The sequence below is a fragment of the Jannaschia maritima genome (assembly GCF_030973515.1).
In the GTDB taxonomy this organism is placed as follows: Bacteria; Pseudomonadota; Alphaproteobacteria; order Rhodobacterales; family Rhodobacteraceae; genus Jannaschia; species Jannaschia maritima.
This window is the reverse complement of record NZ_JARGZA010000013.1, coordinates 80,766-96,387: the sequence shown is the minus strand read 5'-3', so window position 1 is coordinate 96,387 and position 15,622 is coordinate 80,766. Positions and strand designations below refer to the sequence as shown.

Below are 15,622 nucleotides of genomic sequence, written 5' to 3'. Positions count from 1 at the left end.
TGCGCAGGTCCATCGTCGCGGTGCCCAGGGGGCCGGACGGATAGCACAGGACCGCGGCGCCCCCCGACGTGTCCATCAGCGCCGACACGGCGCCGCCGTGGATCACGCCCGTGCGCGGATCGCCCACGAGGTCGGCGGACCAGGGCATCGCGACGACGGCCCGCCCGTCCGACACGTCGCGCACCGCCATGCCCAGCGCGCGGCAATGGGGCAGCGCCGCGATGAAGGCGCGGGCGGCGGCGGCGCGGGGATCGTTCGAAGTCATCGCATCCGGCTTTGCACCCCCCGCCCCCCGCCGCAAGGTCGCGGCGGTGGACAGGACGGGCCCGGGCGTGTCAGGCTGACGCGGGGGGCCCGGGAAGACGATGGCGGAACGGCTGGACTTCAAGCAGATGTGCGCGCGCTTCGACGTGACGCCCCGGACCCTGCGTCATTACGAGTACGTCGAGCTTCTTCGGCCCGATCGGGAAGGGCGCGCCCGCCATTACGGCCCGCGCGAGATCGCGCGCATGACGCTGATCCTGCGCGGTCGTCGCTTCGGCTTCGGGCTGGAGGAGATCCGGCAGTGGCTGGAGCTGTACGACGCCGACCCGGAGGGCAAGGTGCAGATGAGCCGCTGGATCGAACTGGCGGACGCGCAGTTGGCCGAACTGGCGGATCGCCGCCGTCATCTGGACGTCGCGATCGCGGAATTGCGCGCGTTGCGCGACGAGGTGGCCACGGGGCGCGGCACCTGACCGCAGAGCGAGGCCCCTCCCCTTCAAAACGACGCGACGTCGTGACATCTGATGACGCAGCGTCGGTATTACGTCAACGTCAGCCCGTCTTGTAGACGACCGGCGGTGTCCTCATGTGCCACGCAAACAAACCTGCGACCTGTGACACTTGGGACGAGTGATATGGCAGACGAACTGATGACCATCCGCCAGATGTGCGACCTCTACGACGTGACGCCGCGGACGTTGCGCTTCTACGAGGCGAAGGAGCTTCTGGCCCCGATCCGCCGCGGCCAGAAGCGGCTGTTCACCCGCCGCGACCGGGGCCGCCTGACCCTGATCCTGCGCGGCAAGCGCTTCGGCTTCTCGTTGGAGGAGATCCGCGAGCTTCTGGATCTGTACGATCTGGGGGACGGCCGTTTCACGCAACTGACCCGGGCGATGAAGCTGGGTCGCGAGCGATTGGACGGACTGCGCCAGCAGCGGGCCGATCTGGACGCCGCCATCGCCGAGTTGGAGGACCAGCTGTCCTCCGGCGACGCGATGCTGGCCGAGATGCAACCCGACAAGCGCGCGGGCTGACGGCACGCGCCGGACCGCGCCCCCACCACCCGGAGGAGACGAGATGCCCACCTATACGGCCCCCACGAAGGACATGCAGTTCGTGCTGCACGACGTCCTGTCGATCGCCGATCAGGACGTGCCCGGCTACGACGACCTGGACCGCGACTTCACCGGCGCGATCCTGGAGGCCGCGGGCCAGCTCGCGACCGAGGTGCTGCATCCGCTGAACGTCGTCGGCGACACGCAGGGTTGCACGCTGGAGAACGGGATCGTGCGCACGCCGGACGGGTTCAGGGAGGCCTTCGACCAGGTGCGCGAGGGCGGCTGGACGGCGCTGGACGCCGACGAGGCGTATGGCGGCCAGGGCCTGCCCTATGTCGTGAACACGGCCGTGGGCGAGATCATGTCGGCGGCCAACATGGCGTTCAACATGTATTCCGGCCTGACGCACGGGGCCTATTCGGCGATCCACGTGCACGGCACGGACGCGCAGAAGGCGAAGTGGCTGCCCAAGATGGTGTCGTGCGAATGGACCGGCACGATGAACCTGACGGAGCCCCATGCCGGCACGGATCTGGGCATGATGCGCACGAAGGCCGAGCCGCAGGACGACGGGACCTTCAAGATCACGGGGCAGAAGATCTTCATCTCCGCCGGCGACCACGACATGGCGGACAACATCGTCCACCTGGTGCTGGCCAAGATCAAGGACGGGCCGGAGGGGATCAAGGGCGTCAGCCTGTTCATCGTGCCCAAGTTCCTGGTCGACGACGACGGCACCGTGGGCGCGCGCAACGGCGTGTCGGTCGGCAAGATCGAGGAGAAGATGGGGATTCACGGGAACTCCACCTGCGTGATGAACTACGACGAGGCGACGGGCTACCTGCTGGGGCAGGAGCACAAGGGCATGCGCGCCATGTTCACCATGATGAACGAGGCGCGGCTGGGCGTGGGCCTGCAAGGGTATGCGCAGGCGGAGATCGCGTATCAGAACGCCCTGGCCTATGCGGTGGACCGTTTGCAGGGGCGCGACGTGACGGGGACGAAGAACCCCGACGGGCCGGCCGACCCGCTGATCGTGCACCCCGACATCCGCCGCAACCTGATGGACCAGAAGTCCTTCGTGGAGGGCGCGCGGGCGTTCACGTTCTGGGGCGCCACGATGATCGACCGGGCGCACCGCATGCAGGACAAGGACGCCGACGGGCTGATCAGCCTGCTGACGCCGGTCATTAAGGGGTTCCTGACCGACAAGGGGTTCGAGTACGCGACCGCCGCGCAGCAGATCTATGGCGGGCACGGCTACATCGAGGAATGGGGCATGTCGCAGTTCGCGCGCGACGCCCGGATCGCGATGATCTACGAGGGCGCGAACGGCGTGCAGGCGCTGGACCTCGTCGGCCGCAAGCTGGCGCAGGACGGCGGCAAGCACGTGATGGCCTTCTTCGAGATGGTGAAGGCGTTCTGCAAGGAACACGGCGACGACCCGGACATGAAGGGCTTCGTCGAGCCGCTGAAGGATGCCAGCAAGGACCTGCAGGCGGCGGGGATGTACTTCATGCAGGAAGGCCCCAAGAACCCCAACGCGGCGCTGTCGGGATCCTACGACTTCATGCACATGATGGGGCATGTCTGCCTGGGCCTGATGTGGGCCCGCATGGCCAAGGCCGCGCAGCTGGGTCTGAAGGAGGACGGCGCCGACCGCGACTTCCTGGAAGCCAAGATCGCGACGGGCCGCTACTACATGCAGCGGCAGCTTCCGGCGACGAAGATGCATCTGGGCCGGATCCAGACGGGTCCCGACGTCATCATGGGCCTGGACGCGACCGCGTTCTGAACGTCTCGCGCGCGCCCATCGCGGGCGCGCTGCACCATCCGGTCGGGGAGGACCGCTACCATGACACTCGCACGCATCGCCGCGGCCATCGTCTTCCTTCTGGCCGCGCCCGCCCTGGCCCAGTCGGAGGGCGACCGCCAGGCCGTGACCGACCGGATCGCCGCCTTCGAGGCCGACTTCGCCGAAGGGGACATGGCAGGCGTCCTCGACGTGATGCCCCCGTCCCTTCTGCAAGCGATGGCGGACCAGTTCGGGATGGAGCCCGACATGTTGCGCACCGCCATGGCGCAGGCGGTCGAGGGGGCGATGGCGGAGGTCGAGCTGAACGCGTTCGGCATGGACGTGGAGGCGGCGACCTTCGGCGAAACGGCGGAGGGTCGCGCCTATGCGCTCGTGCCGACGATGTCCGAGATGACCGTGCCGGACGTGGGCACCATGCGCAGCGAGAACACCACGCTGATGCTGGAGGAGGACGGGGCGTGGTACATGCTGCGGATCGACCAGCCCCAGCAGATCGCCCTGGTGCGCGAGGTCTATCCCGATCTGGCCGAGGTGCCGCTGCAACTGGGCACGACCGAGATCGTGGAATGACGATCCGCCTGCACTGCTTCGGGGAATCGGGGAACAGCTACAAGGCGGCGCTCGCGCTGGAGCTGTCCGGCCTGGACTGGGAGCCGGTGAAGGTCGACTTCTTCGCGGGCGAGGCCCGGAGCGATGCGTGGCGGACGGAGAACCCGATGGGCGAAGCGCCGGTCCTGGTCGACGGCGCGTTCCGCCTGTCCCAGTCGGGCGCCATCCAGCAATGGATCACCGACCGGACGGGAACGTTCGGCGGCGCGGGCGACGAGCGGTACGAGGTGCTGCGCTGGGTGCTGTGGGACAACCACAAGCTGTCGTCGCAAGCCGGGATGACGCGGTTCCTGGTGAACTTCCTGCCCGCCGACAAGCGCCCCGACGCCGTGATCGCGTTCACGCAGGGTCGGCTGAAGGCGGCCTACGGCGTGCTGAACGACCACCTGGCAGGGCGCGACTGGATCGTGGGCGGCGGCCCGACGAACGCCGACCTGTCCTGCTGCTCGTATCTCTACTACCCCGAACCGTTCGGCTTCGACCGGACCGATTGGCCCCATATCGACGCCTGGCTGGACCGCATCGCCGCCCTGCCCGGTTGGAAGCACCCCTACGACCTGATGCCCCGGGCCCTGCCTGGACCCGCCGCCTGACGCCCAACGGAGGCCCACCACCATGCAAGACGCCTATATCTACGACAGCATCCGCACGCCGCGCGGCAAGGGCCGCAAGGACGGATCGCTGCACGAGGTCACCGCCGCCCGCCTGTCGTCGAACGTCCTGGACGCCCTGAAGGACCGCAACGGGCTGGAGGGCCACGCGGTCGAGGACGTGATCTGGGGCAACGCCACGCAGGTCGCCGAGCAGGGCGGATGCCTCGCGCGCACGGCCGTGCTGGGCAGCGGCCTGGACGAGCGGATCCCCGGCCTGTCGATCAACCGCTTCTGCGCATCCGGCATGGAAGCGGTGAACCTCGCCGCCAACCAGATCCGGGGCGGTGCGGGCGAAGGCTACATCGCGGGCGGGGTCGAATGCATGAGCCGAGTGCCCATGGGCTCCGACGGGGCGGCCATCGCGGTCGACCCCTCCTATGCGCTCGAGACGTACTTCGTGCCGCAGGGAATCAGCGCGGACATCATCGCCACGGAATACGGGTTCAGCCGGGACGACGCGGACGCCTTCGCCGTGGAAAGCCAGAAGCGCGCCGCGGCGGCCTGGGCCGACGACCGGTTCGCGCGGTCGATCCTTCCCGTGCGCGACGTCAACGGCCTGACCATCCTGGACCACGACGAATACATCCGCCCCGGCACCGACATGCAGTCTCTGGGCGGCCTGAATCCCGCCTTCGAGGCGATGGGCGAGGTCATGCCCGGCTTCGATCAGGTCGCGCTGATGAAGTACCCCCACCTGGAGCGCATCCGCCACGTCCACACCGCGGGCAACTCGTCGGGCATCGTGGACGGCGCGGCTGGCATCCTGGTCGGGTCGAAGGCGTTCGGCGAACGCTGGGGCCTGACGCCCCGCGCGCGGATCAGGGCCACCGCCAAGATCGGCACCGATCCGACCATCATGCTGACCGGCCCCGTCCCCGTGACGGAGAAGATCCTGTCCGACGCCGGCATGTCCGTCGGCGACATCGACCTGTTCGAGGTGAACGAGGCGTTCAGCAGCGTGGTCCTGCGGTTCATACAGGCCTTCGACGTAGATCACGGCAAGCTGAACGTGAACGGCGGCGCGATCGCCATGGGCCACCCGCTGGGCGCATCGGGCGCGATCATCATCGGCACCCTGCTGGACGAGATGGAGCGCGCCGACCGCGAGGTCGGGCTGGCGACCCTGTGCGTGGCGTCGGGCATGGGTGCGGCGACGATCATCGAACGGGTTTAGGAATGACGGGGCCGACGACCCCCACCCCGACCCTCCCCCGAGGGGGGAGGGAGTCCGGGCGTGTCGCCCGTGCTCGGGCGTTGCGGGCGAACGCGACCGAGATGGAGAAGCGGCTCTGGCAGCCGTTACGGACGTGGCGAACCGCGTTCGGCCTGCATGTGCGTCGTCAGGTTCCCATCGGGCCGTTCATCGTCGACTTCGCCATTCTGAAGGAACGGTTGGTGATCGAGATCGATGGCGGCCAGCATGGTGGGCCGGATGATCGCAGGCGGGATGCCTGGCTTGCAGCCAATGGTCATCGCATCGTCCGATTCTGGAACTCCGAAGTAGCCGAGAACCTGGGCGGCGTCCTCGAGACTATCTTCGCCGCCACATCCGCGTCACGCGCGACGCAATCCCCTCCCCCACGGGGGGAGGGCTAGGGTGGGGGCCGCCTCCACCGTTACCAACATATACGGAACAACCAAATGACCGACTTCACCATGCAGACGGACGCCGATGGCGTCGCCACCATCACCTGGGACGTGCCCGGCAAGTCGATGAACGTCATGTCCTTGGAGGCATGGCCCGTGCTGGACGGGTTGATCGACGACGCGTTGGCCGACGACGCGGTCAAGGGGATCGTCATCACGTCCGGCAAGTCCTCCTTCGCGGGCGGCATGGATCTGAACGTCATCGCCAAGATGAAGGACTCGGCGGGCGACGATCCGGCGAAGGGCCTGTTCGACGGCGTGATGGACTGTCACCGCATCCTGCGGAAGATCGAGCGCGCCGGCATGGACCCCAAGACGCTGAAGGGCGGCAAGCCGGTCGCCTGCGCCCTGCCCGGCACGGCGCTGGGCATCGGGTTCGAGATCCCGCTGGTCTGCCACCGCATCTTCTGCGCCGACGATCCCAAGGCCAAGATCGGCCTGCCGGAGATCATGGTCGGCATCTTCCCCGGCCTGGGCGGCACCACGCGACTGGTCCGCAAGATGGGTGCCATGGCCGCCAGCCCCTTCCTGCTGGAAGGCAAGCTGAGCGATCCGCGGAAGGCGAAGGCCGCCGGCCTGATCGACGAGGTCGTGGACGATCCCCTCGCGGCGGCGAAGGCGTGGGTGCTGCAGGCGGGTGACAAGGACATCGTGAAGCCCTGGGACGAGAAGAGATACAAGATGCCCGGCGGCGCGCCGTACCATCCGGCGGGCTTCATGACCTTCGTGGGCGCGTCGGCCATGGTGAACGGAAAGACGAAGGGCGTCTATCCGGCGGCCAAGGCGCTGTTGGCGGCCGTCTACGAAGGGGCGCTGGTCCCCTTCGACACCGCCCTGAAGATCGAGGCGCGGTGGTTCACCCACGTCCTGATGAACCCGTCGTCGGCGGCGATGATCCGGTCGCTGTTCATCAACAAGGAAGCCCTGGAAAAGGGCGCCAACCGGCCCGACGTCCCGGACCAGACGGTTCGGAGGGTCGGGATCCTCGGCGCGGGCATGATGGGCGGGGGCATCGCCTATGTCGCGGCGAACGCGGGCATCGACGTCGTCCTGATCGACCGCGACCAGGAGGCGGCCGACCGTGGCAGGTCCTATGGCGCGGGGATCCTGGATAAGGGGATCAAGCGCCGGAAGGTGACGGAGGAGAAGAAGGCGGAGGTCCTGGGCCGCGTTCAGGCCACCGCCGACCTGGACGCGCTGAAGGAGTGCGACCTGATCGTGGAAGCCGTCTTCGAGGATGTCGGCGTCAAGGCCGAGATGACGAAGAAGGTGGAAGCGGTGATCGGATCGGACGCGGTGTTCGCGACCAACACCTCCACGCTGCCGATCACCGAATTGGCGAAGGCGTCGCAGCGCCCCGAGCGGTTCATCGGCATCCACTTCTTCAGCCCCGTCGACAAGATGCTACTGGTCGAGATCATCAAGGGGCGCGAGACGGGGGACGTCGCCGTGGCCAAGGCGCTCGATTTCGTGCGCCAGATCCGCAAGACCCCGATCGTGGTGAACGACGCGCGCTTCTTCTATGCGAACCGGTGCATCATCCCCTACATCAACGAGGGCATCCGCATGGTCGCCGAAGGGGTGGAGCCCGCGCTGATCGAGAACGCGGCCAAGCTGGTCGGCATGCCGCTGGGTCCCCTGCAGCTGACCGACGAGACGTCGATCGACCTGGGCGTCAAGATCGCCAAGGCGACGAAGGCCGCGGACCCGGAGGGCTACGACGACGCGACGGATGCGGTCCTGTTCTGGATGGCCGACGAGGGTCGCCTTGGACGCAAGGCGAATGCGGGCTTCTACGAGTACGACGAGGCGGGCAAGCGCGGGATGCTGTGGGACGGCCTGTCCGCGAAGTTCCCCGTCGCCGAGGATCAGCCCGACCTGCACGAGGTGCAGAACCGCCTGCTGTTCGCGCAGGTGCTGGAGGCCGTGCGCGCCTTCGAGGACGGCGTCTTGACGGACATCCGGGAAGGCGACGTCGGCGCGATCCTGGGCTGGGGCTTCGCGCCGTGGTCCGGCGGCCCGTTCTCGTGGCTGGACATGGTGGGCGCGCCCTGGGCGGCGGAGCGGACGGAGGATTTGGCACGACGCCACGGCCCCCGCTTCGCCACGCCCACCCTGCTGGCGCGGATGGCACGGGATGGGTCGACCTTCTACGGCGCGTTCGGCGACGGGTCGGCCGCGCGCGCGGCGGCCTGACGGGGGCTGCGCGGAATAGACAAATCATGTCGGGGGCTTGCCATCGGCAGGCCCCTCCTAGGTTGTGGATAACCCCCGGACGCCCGGCGATGGACCGGCGCGTGCGATCCCGCAACCCCAGGAGACCCGACATGATCCCCACGAGACGCGCCGCCCTGGGCGGACTGGCCCTGATCGGGGCCGCGCCCTTGCTGACCGGACCCGCGGCGGCCGACATGGCGTCCGAATACGTCACCACGATGCTGCGCGACGGCGCCAAGCTGAAGGCCCTGTCCGAACTGGCCCGCGAGCGGACGGAAACGCAGGCCGTCCGCGTCTTCGCCCTGCTGGAGATCCAGGAGCAGGACGCCATCGCGAAGGTGCTGACCGCGGGCGGCGCCGTCCTGCCGGAGCCCGACCCCGAGACCGTCGTCCTGATGGAGGAGATGGCGCTGCAGCAGGGCGCAGGCTTCGACCAGCCTTACCTGCAGGAGCAGCGGGCCGGCCATCTGAAGGCGCTGGAGCTGCAGCAGGCCATGGTCGCGCGCGGCGAGATGACGGTTCCCGTCGTCACCGCCACCCTGGCGGAGGCCGGGATCGCCAGCCATCTGGCGATGCTCGACATGATCGCGGCCGACGCCTGACGATCCCTGCGGGCGGGGCCGCACCCGCCCGCGCCCCCCATCCCGGAGGCTCCGCCATGCTTACGACTTCGACCATCCGCGAGGTGCCGTCCCCGCGACCGGACCTGTTCGCGTTCCGCATCACGGGCACCGTGACCCGTGACGACATGGCGGCGATGGGGACGCGCATGGCTGACGTGTTCGACGCGTCCGACGACAAGGTCGACATGCTGCTGATCTTCGACGGCTACGAGGGGGCCGAACCCTTGGCGGGCCTGTCCTGGCCGTCGATCAAGTCGCGCACCCAGTCGCTGTGGTCCGTGCGCCGCTATGCCGTGGCGCAGGCGCCCGACGGGGCGGAGGCGATGATCCGCGCGATGGACGCCGTGATCCCCGTCGACGCGGAAACGTTCGACACGGAAGCCGAGGCACGCGCCGCCCTGGCCTAGCGGTCCGCGCGCAGGGTGACGACCGCGCCGGAGGCCACGATCATCGCCAGGCCTGCCAGCCCGACGGCGCCCGGCCCCTCCGCCCAGATCAGCCAGCCGAACAGCACCGAATAGCCGAGCACCGAATACTCCACCACCGCCACGCGCGCGGTCTCCGCCGTCTGGTAGGCCCGCGTCAGCAGCACGACGGCGACGAGGCTTCCGATCGCCTGCACCGCGATCCATCCCCAGACGCCCGCATCGGGCGGGACCCAGCCGCGGTCGAGGAACCCGGTCCCGCCCGCCGGAAGCAGCACCATCGCCGCGACCCCGTAGGCGGCCAGCGCGGCGAACACCCCCAGCGCCAGCGCGACGGGGTCCTCGGCCGCGCACCATTCCCGCGTCAGGATCGCCGCCATGCCATAGAAGACCCCCGCCGCGACCGGCACGACCGCCGCCCAGCGCAGGGTGGCCGGATCGGGCGACAGCACCAGCAGCACGCCCCCGAAGCCCGCCAGCACCGCCAGGATCCGGACGATCCCGACGCGGTGGCCGAACAGCAGAGCGGAATAGAGCAGGACCCAGATCGGCGCCGTGAACAGCCCCGCGGCGGCCTGCGCCACGGGCATGAAGCCCAACGCGCCGAAATAGACGACCATGCCCGTCGCCATGAACGCCGCGCGCGCGGCGATCCGCGGCAGCGACACGATCCGCACGCCCCGCCCCCGCCAAGCCAGCCATCCCAGGGCCAGCGCCCACATCATCGCGGACCGCAGGACGTGGAACGTCCACAGCGACGTGCCCTGCGCGATCAGCACGACGAACTGGTCGATGAACCCGATGATCCCCATGGCCGCCAGGACCATCGCGGCGGCGCGGCGCGTGTCGTCCATAGGCGGTCCCCGTCTCGATCGAAACGAGGACCCACTATGCGCCGGCGCGCCCCGCCGCCAGGGACGGACCGGGCGGTCAGACCCCCCGACGGCCCCAGGCGGCCAGCCCGCCGAGGCCCGCCAGCAGCAGGAGCGCGGAGGCGGGCAAGGGCGTCGGCACGACGTCCAGATCGACGTCGGCGTCGATGGTGATCGACGTGAGATAGAGGTTGGTCGCGCTGTAGCTTCCGGTGCAGCAGTAGGTCGCGTCCCAACGCATGGACGTCGCCATCCCATCGAAGTCGACGCGATGTGATCCGTCCTCGAAGTAGAACACGATCTCGCCGTATTGTCCCCGCAACGGATCGTGCTCGCAGAACTCCGACAGGCATGTCCAATCCCGCCGTCCCATGCCGAAGACATCTGAGAACAGCTCGTTCCCATCCTCGCCGATGATCGACAGCCGACCACTGCCCACGCCGCGCAGCGTGACCGATCCGCTGAACGTCGTGTCGAGCAATTCGAGCGAACCACTGTTCCGCCCGACCGCTTCCGGTACGTATGCGCCGGTGTCGAAGTTCGCGGTGCCCCGGGCGCTGCGGACGACCATTCCCGGGGGGGCCACGCCCTCGTCGTGATACGCCGCCATGTCCAGCGTTAGCGGCACCGCCGCGGCCATCGTGGTCCAGGCGAGCGTCGCCGCCGCCGCGATCGAGACTCGTCCGAGCATCCGTTCCGTCCTTCCCATGCGCCGGACACGCCGATCCGATCGCCGGATCGCAGGTGATCCGGCGGGGAGGAGGCGTCCCGAAACGCGGTTAACGCATACCGTTCTACGTGCTTTTTCCGCTTCGCCTATGCCCGTGCGTGCATGGGCGGTTTCTCGCCATGCGGCCGCCGCGTGATCGTCCAGGCCGCCGCTTCCCTTCCGCGACGCGGGGTGAAAGGGTCGCGCCACGATGCCGACCGACGCACGCCCATGACCGCCATCGACGGACTCGACCGGTTCGAGACGCCCGCGCTGTGGCGTCCGGGGCCGGACGCGCCCGGGCACCCCGTCTACGTCTCCATCGGCGAGGCGGAGCTCGTCGTCCTGGACGGGGATGAGATGGTGCTGTCGCACTGGGCGCTGCCCGCCATGCGGCGCCTGAACCCGGGTGCCTTGCCCGCGCTCTATGCCCCCGGCCGTCAGGCGGAGGAGACGATCGAGGTGGAGGACCCCGACATGGTCGCCACGCTGGAGCGCATCCTGGCCGCCGTGCCCCGGGACCCTCGGGGCGCGGCGGGCCGACTGCGCTGGATCGCCACGGCGACCGCCGTCGCGGTCGCGGCGGTCGCCCTGGCGTGGTGGCTGCCCGGCGCGATGCGGGACCACGCCTCCCGGATCCTGCCCCCCGCCCAGCGCACCGATATCGGCGAGCGGCTGCTGGTCGAGCTGACGCGCGTCACCGGCCCCCCCTGCGCCACCCCCCTGGGGACGGAGGCGCTGACGACCCTGCGGGACAACCTGGATCCGGCGAGCCGGCTGCGCCTGCGCGTCGTTCAGGACATGCCGCGCGACGCGCTGCGCCTGCCCGGCGATCTGCTGATCGTATCGAACGATCTGCTACGGGGCATCGACGACCCCGGCCCGACCGGCGCCCGCGTCCGCGCGGCCATGGGGGACGACCGATCGCCGCTCGACCGGTTCCTGGCCGATCTGTCGGTGGCCGACCTGACGCGCCTGCTGACGGGGGGCGAACTGCCCGATGCAGCCTTCGGCCGTCACGTCCAGTCCGTCCTGCGTCTGGACGAAGGGCCCGCGCCCGAACCCCTGGCGAACGCCGTGCTCGACGATACCGACTGGCAGAACCTGCGCGCGATCTGCGACGGCTGACCGGCTCCGCGCCCCTATTTCGTGCCGAACATCCGGTCGCCCGCATCGCCCAGGCCCGGCACGATGTATCCCTTCTCGTTCAGCCGTTCGTCCACGGCGGCGGTGACGATGGGGACGTCCGGATGGGCCTGCCGCATCCGATCGACCCCCTCCGGCGCAGCCAGGAGGCACAGGAAGCGGATGTCGGTGGCCCCCTGCCGCTTCAGCAGGTCGACCGCCGCGGCGGACGAGTTGCCCGTCGCCAGCATCGGATCGACGGCGATGACCAGCCGGTCGTCCAGATGGTCGGGCACCTTGAAGTAATACTGCACCGGCTCCAGCGTGTCCTCGTCGCGGTAGAGGCCCACGAACCCCACGCGCGCCGAGGGCACCAGCTCCAGGATGCCGTCCAGCAACCCGTTGCCCGCCCGCAGGATCGACACCAGCGCCAGCTTCCGGCCGTCCAGCTCGGGCGACCGCATGGGCGCGACCGGCGTCTCGATCTCGACCTCCCGCATCGGCAGCTCGCGCGTGACCTCGTAGGCCAGCAATTGGCTGATCTCGCGCAGCAATTGCCGGAACACGGCGGTCGGCGTGTCCTTGCGGCGCATCAGGGTCAGCTTGTGCTGCACCAGCGGGTGGCGGACGACGGTCAGGTGGTCCATCGGCGGATCCTCATGGAGCGGGAAGGAAGCTGCGGCCCGGCCCCACGCCGGGCACGCCCAGATGCGCGCAGACGGTGGCGGCCACGTCGGCGAAGGCCAGGGGTCCCGCCGCATGGGCGCCTGCGCCCGCGCACAGGACCGGCACGCGCTCGCGCGTGTGGTCGGTGCCGCGCCAGGTGGGGTCATTGCCGTGATCGGCGGTCAGGATCATCAGGTCGCCGGGCTGCAGCGCGTCCAGCACGGGCGCGACCGCGCCGTCGAACCATTCCAGATGCGCGGCATAGCCGTCCGGGTCGCGGCGATGCCCATACAGGCTGTCGAACTCGACGAAGTTCGCGAAGCACAGGCCGCCGTCCGGCAGATCCCGCACTGCGTCCGCCAGATGCCCCATCAACGCGGCATCGGTCCCCTTCGTGACCGTGTCGATCCCGTCCATGCTGAAGATGTCGCCGATCTTGCCGATGGCGTGGACGCGCCCGCCCGCGTCCCGCACCGCGTTCATCATCGTGGGGCCCGGCGGTGCGACCGCGTAATCCTTGCGGTTCGCCGTGCGCCGCCACGGTCCGTCGCCGACGAAGGGCCGGGCGATGACCCGCCCGACCTTCATCGCGTGCAGGTCGGGGGCCAGCGCGGCACACAGGTCCAGCAGGCGGTCCAGCCCGAACGTCTCCTCGTGGGCCGCGATCTGGAACACGCTGTCGGCGGAGGTATAGCAGATGGGCCGGCCCGAGCGCATGTGCGCCGCCCCGTGGCGTTCGATGATGTCGGTGCCGGAGGCGTGGCAGTTGCCCAGGATTCCGTCCGTCCCCGCCGCCTCGCAGACCCGCGCAACCAGGTCGGGGGGAAAGGCGTCGCCACCTTCGGGGAAGTAATGCCAGTCCCAGGGCACGGGCAGGCCCGCAAGCTCCCAATGCCCCGACGGCGTGTCCTTTCCGGGGCTCACCTCCGTCGCGGCGCCCCACAGGCCCCGGGGCTCGGCCCCAAGCCCCGGCGCCTCCGCGCCCGATGCCAGGCGGATCGCCGCGCCCAGTCCCAACCCGTCCAGCACGGGCATCCGCAACGGCCCGTCCGCCCGGACCCGCGCGCAGTGGCGCGCGATGTGCAGCATCGTGTTCGCGCCCGCGTCCCCGAAGGCGGCCGCGTCCGGCGCGCCGCCGATGCCGACCGAATCGAGCACGACGACGAAGGCGCGGGTCAACGGATGACCTCCTGCACCAGGGTGGGCGGGGTGACGGGGCCGGCGGCGAAGGTGATGGCCGCGGCCACGGCTTCGGCGGCCTCCTGCGCTTCCTCGCCGTCGGCGGCGTGGACGCGCGCGATCGGCTGGCCTTCCGTAAGGGTCGCGCCCACGGGGGCGATGTGGGACAGGCCCACGGCGGGGTCGATCGCGTCGTCCTCCCGCATCCGTCCGCCGCCCAGCTTGACCACGACCTCGCCCAATGCGCGGGCGTCCAGGGCGGCCACCGTGCCGGGCCGGTCGGCGCGCAGCTCCGCCACGGCGGGGGCCGCGGGCAGGCGGTCGCGCCACCGGTCGGGGAAGTCGGCGGGCCCGCCCTGGGCCGCGACCATGCGGCCGAACACCTCCATCGCGTTGCCGGACGTCAACGCGTCGCGGACGCGCCCCGCCCCGTCGTCCGAATCCGACGCCAGCCCGCACAGCGCCAGGCATTCGCCGCCCAGCGCCTCCGTCACGGCGACCAGACGCGCGGTGGCGCGGCGGGTGGGATCGCTCAGCGCCTCCATCGCGGCGATCACCTCCAGGGCGTTGCCCACGGACGGGATCAGCGGCTGGCTCATGTCCGACAGGATGGCCGACGTCATCACGCCGTCGGCCTGCGCCGTCTCGACCAGGGCGCGCGCCAGGGCGCGGGCCTCCGCCGGATCGGCCAGGAACGCGCCGGGGCCCGTCTTGACGTCCAGGACCAGGGCTTCGGGGCGCTCGGCCAGCTTCTTCGACAGGATCGACGCCACGATCAGGTCGATGCTGTCCACCGTACCTGTCACGTCGCGCACCGCGTACAAGCGTCGGTCGGCGGGCGCGATGCCTTCGGTGGCACCCACGATGGCGCACCCGACCTCCGCCACGATGCGCTGCATCGCGTCCACGCCGAACGCGGTCCGCAGGCCCGGAATGGCGGCCAGCTTGTCCAGCGTGCCGCCCGTATGCCCCAGCCCCCGGCCCGAGATCATGGGCACGAACACCCCGCAGGCGGCCAGGGCGGGCGCCAGGATCAGCGACACGCAGTCGCCCACGCCCCCGGTCGAATGCTTGTCGGCGACGGGGCCGTCCAGCCGCCATTCCAGCGTGGCGCCCCCGTCGCGCATCGCGCGGGTCAGCACCGCGCGCGCGTCGCGCCCCAGGGGCGTGTGGCAGACCCCCATCGCGAAGGCCCCCGCCTGCGCGTCCGACACCTGCCCGTCGGCCAGCCCGTCCGCGAAGCGCCGCAGGTCGGCGTGGTCGGGCACGCGGCCGGCGCGCAGGGCGGCCAGGGTCGCGCGGATCCCGCTCATGCGCGACCCATGTGGTCCGCCGCGAACGCGCCCGGCAGCAGGTCGGCCACGGTCACGCGGCGTTCCGCCCCGTCCGTGGTCGCCATGACGACGGGCGTGTCGGCATCCGCGAACTCCGCCAGCTTCTGCCGGCACCCGCCGCAGGGCGGCACCGGATCCGGCGCGTCCGCTACGACATAGGCCGCGGCGATCCGTCGCCCGCCCGCCGCCACCATCGCCGCGATGGCCCCCGCCTCAGCGCAGGTCCCTTCGGGATAAGCCACGTTCTCGACGTTGCAGCCCAGGTGGACGGCCCCATCCTCGTCGCGGATCGCGGCGCCGACCTTGAACCCGGAATAGGGCGCGTGCGCCCGTTCGCGCACGACGAGGGCGCGGTCGCGAAGGTCGGTGGCGTCGGTCATGGCGGGCCCTCCTGCACCTGCCCCTGCTGACGGAGGGGGGTGTGG

General features: G+C 70.2%; 18 protein-coding genes. 11 read left to right on the top strand and 7 right to left on the bottom strand.

Annotated elements, in window-relative coordinates; all coding sequences use genetic code 11:
• Positions 1–265: PaaI family thioesterase (locus P0084_RS13485; protein WP_308917386.1), on the bottom strand; the 265-nt coding region annotated here is incomplete at its 3' end.
• A 100-nt stretch (positions 266–365) separates the two neighbouring features.
• Between P0084_RS13485 and P0084_RS13480 the strand changes: the two genes are divergently transcribed.
• From P0084_RS13480 to P0084_RS13435, 10 genes are all read left to right on the top strand, one after another.
• Complete coding sequence (locus P0084_RS13480; RefSeq protein ID WP_308917385.1) at positions 366–737, top strand: MerR family transcriptional regulator; 372 nt, start codon at positions 366–368, stop codon at positions 735–737.
• Positions 738–899: 162 nt separating this feature from the next.
• Entirely contained in the window at positions 900–1,298 is a 399-nt protein-coding gene (locus P0084_RS13475; protein ID WP_308917384.1) for a MerR family transcriptional regulator, read from the top strand.
• Between the two features lie 43 nt (positions 1,299–1,341).
• Entirely contained in the window at positions 1,342–3,117 is a 1,776-nt protein-coding gene (locus P0084_RS13470; protein ID WP_308917383.1) for an acyl-CoA dehydrogenase C-terminal domain-containing protein, read from the top strand.
• A 60-nt stretch (positions 3,118–3,177) separates the two neighbouring features.
• A complete protein-coding gene (locus P0084_RS13465) occupies positions 3,178–3,708 on the top strand; it encodes a hypothetical protein (RefSeq protein WP_308917382.1) in 531 nt (176 codons plus the stop codon).
• Positions 3,705–4,340: a glutathione S-transferase family protein gene (locus P0084_RS13460; RefSeq protein WP_308917381.1), complete on the top strand. Its 636-nt coding sequence runs from the start codon at positions 3,705–3,707 to the stop codon at positions 4,338–4,340. The genes P0084_RS13465 and P0084_RS13460 overlap by 4 nt, the downstream gene beginning before the upstream one ends.
• 22 nt (positions 4,341–4,362) lie before the next feature.
• Positions 4,363–5,574: an acetyl-CoA C-acetyltransferase gene (locus tag P0084_RS13455; RefSeq protein ID WP_308917380.1), complete on the top strand. Its 1,212-nt coding sequence runs from the start codon at positions 4,363–4,365 to the stop codon at positions 5,572–5,574.
• A 2-nt stretch (positions 5,575–5,576) separates the two neighbouring features.
• Positions 5,577–5,996 (top strand): endonuclease domain-containing protein, encoded by a 420-nt coding sequence (locus tag P0084_RS13450; protein ID WP_308917379.1) that lies wholly within the window; start codon positions 5,577–5,579, stop codon positions 5,994–5,996.
• A gap of 45 nt (positions 5,997–6,041) precedes the next feature.
• Positions 6,042–8,243, top strand: coding sequence for a 3-hydroxyacyl-CoA dehydrogenase NAD-binding domain-containing protein (locus tag P0084_RS13445; RefSeq protein WP_308917378.1), 2,202 nt, complete (start codon positions 6,042–6,044; stop codon positions 8,241–8,243).
• Between the two features lie 131 nt (positions 8,244–8,374).
• Positions 8,375–8,866, top strand: a complete 492-nt coding sequence (locus tag P0084_RS13440) for a DUF4142 domain-containing protein (protein WP_308917377.1) — start codon at positions 8,375–8,377, stop codon at positions 8,864–8,866.
• A 56-nt stretch (positions 8,867–8,922) separates the two neighbouring features.
• Positions 8,923–9,294: a SpoIIAA family protein gene (locus tag P0084_RS13435; protein ID WP_308917376.1), complete on the top strand. Its 372-nt coding sequence runs from the start codon at positions 8,923–8,925 to the stop codon at positions 9,292–9,294.
• On the opposite strand, the gene P0084_RS13430 is transcribed toward P0084_RS13435, so the two are convergent.
• Positions 9,291–10,166, bottom strand: a complete 876-nt coding sequence (locus tag P0084_RS13430) for a DMT family transporter (RefSeq protein ID WP_308917375.1) — start codon at positions 10,164–10,166, stop codon at positions 9,291–9,293. The genes P0084_RS13435 and P0084_RS13430 overlap by 4 nt on opposite strands.
• Before the next feature lie 76 nt (positions 10,167–10,242).
• On the bottom strand, positions 10,243–10,875 hold the full coding sequence (locus tag P0084_RS13425) for a VPLPA-CTERM sorting domain-containing protein (protein WP_308917374.1): 633 nt from the start codon (positions 10,873–10,875) through the stop codon (positions 10,243–10,245).
• Between the two features lie 249 nt (positions 10,876–11,124).
• Between P0084_RS13425 and P0084_RS13420 the strand changes: the two genes are divergently transcribed.
• Positions 11,125–12,021: a hypothetical protein gene (locus P0084_RS13420; RefSeq protein ID WP_308917373.1), complete on the top strand. Its 897-nt coding sequence runs from the start codon at positions 11,125–11,127 to the stop codon at positions 12,019–12,021.
• Positions 12,022–12,035: 14 nt separating this feature from the next.
• Here the strand turns inward: P0084_RS13420 and upp are convergent, their stop codons facing one another.
• The 4 genes from upp to P0084_RS13400 are packed head-to-tail and all read right to left on the bottom strand — an operon-like array spanning position 12,036 to position 15,577.
• Positions 12,036–12,665, bottom strand: coding sequence for a uracil phosphoribosyltransferase (gene upp, locus P0084_RS13415; protein WP_308917372.1), 630 nt, complete (start codon positions 12,663–12,665; stop codon positions 12,036–12,038).
• Between the two features lie 10 nt (positions 12,666–12,675).
• Entirely contained in the window at positions 12,676–13,863 is a 1,188-nt protein-coding gene (locus P0084_RS13410) for a phosphopentomutase (RefSeq protein WP_308917371.1), read from the bottom strand.
• Positions 13,860–15,176 carry a thymidine phosphorylase gene (locus P0084_RS13405; RefSeq protein WP_308917370.1) on the bottom strand — a complete coding sequence of 439 codons (1,317 nt, stop codon included), beginning with the start codon at positions 15,174–15,176 and terminating at the stop codon, positions 13,860–13,862. Before P0084_RS13405 ends, P0084_RS13410 begins: the two co-directional genes overlap by 4 nt.
• The gene (locus P0084_RS13400; RefSeq protein ID WP_308917369.1) at positions 15,173–15,577 is read right to left on the bottom strand and encodes a cytidine deaminase; all 405 of its coding nucleotides are present in this window, start codon (positions 15,575–15,577) and stop codon (positions 15,173–15,175) included. Before P0084_RS13400 ends, P0084_RS13405 begins: the two co-directional genes overlap by 4 nt.
• Positions 15,578–15,622: the final 45 nt, after the last annotated feature.

Coding starts and splice junctions, on each gene's coding strand:
- P0084_RS13480 (WP_308917385.1), top strand. CDS start 366: ATGGCGGAACGGCTGGACTTCAAGCAGATGTGCGCGCGCTTCGACGTG.
- P0084_RS13475 (WP_308917384.1), top strand. CDS start 900: ATGGCAGACGAACTGATGACCATCCGCCAGATGTGCGACCTCTACGAC.
- P0084_RS13470 (WP_308917383.1), top strand. CDS start 1,342: ATGCCCACCTATACGGCCCCCACGAAGGACATGCAGTTCGTGCTGCAC.
- P0084_RS13465 (WP_308917382.1), top strand. CDS start 3,178: ATGACACTCGCACGCATCGCCGCGGCCATCGTCTTCCTTCTGGCCGCG.
- P0084_RS13460 (WP_308917381.1), top strand. CDS start 3,705: ATGACGATCCGCCTGCACTGCTTCGGGGAATCGGGGAACAGCTACAAG.
- P0084_RS13455 (WP_308917380.1), top strand. CDS start 4,363: ATGCAAGACGCCTATATCTACGACAGCATCCGCACGCCGCGCGGCAAG.
- P0084_RS13450 (WP_308917379.1), top strand. CDS start 5,577: ATGACGGGGCCGACGACCCCCACCCCGACCCTCCCCCGAGGGGGGAGG.
- P0084_RS13445 (WP_308917378.1), top strand. CDS start 6,042: ATGACCGACTTCACCATGCAGACGGACGCCGATGGCGTCGCCACCATC.
- P0084_RS13440 (WP_308917377.1), top strand. CDS start 8,375: ATGATCCCCACGAGACGCGCCGCCCTGGGCGGACTGGCCCTGATCGGG.
- P0084_RS13435 (WP_308917376.1), top strand. CDS start 8,923: ATGCTTACGACTTCGACCATCCGCGAGGTGCCGTCCCCGCGACCGGAC.
- P0084_RS13430 (WP_308917375.1), bottom strand. CDS start 10,166: ATGGACGACACGCGCCGCGCCGCCGCGATGGTCCTGGCGGCCATGGGG.
- P0084_RS13425 (WP_308917374.1), bottom strand. CDS start 10,875: ATGCTCGGACGAGTCTCGATCGCGGCGGCGGCGACGCTCGCCTGGACC.
- P0084_RS13420 (WP_308917373.1), top strand. CDS start 11,125: ATGACCGCCATCGACGGACTCGACCGGTTCGAGACGCCCGCGCTGTGG.
- upp (WP_308917372.1), bottom strand. CDS start 12,665: ATGGACCACCTGACCGTCGTCCGCCACCCGCTGGTGCAGCACAAGCTG.
- P0084_RS13405 (WP_308917370.1), bottom strand. CDS start 15,176: ATGAGCGGGATCCGCGCGACCCTGGCCGCCCTGCGCGCCGGCCGCGTG.
- P0084_RS13400 (WP_308917369.1), bottom strand. CDS start 15,577: ATGACCGACGCCACCGACCTTCGCGACCGCGCCCTCGTCGTGCGCGAA.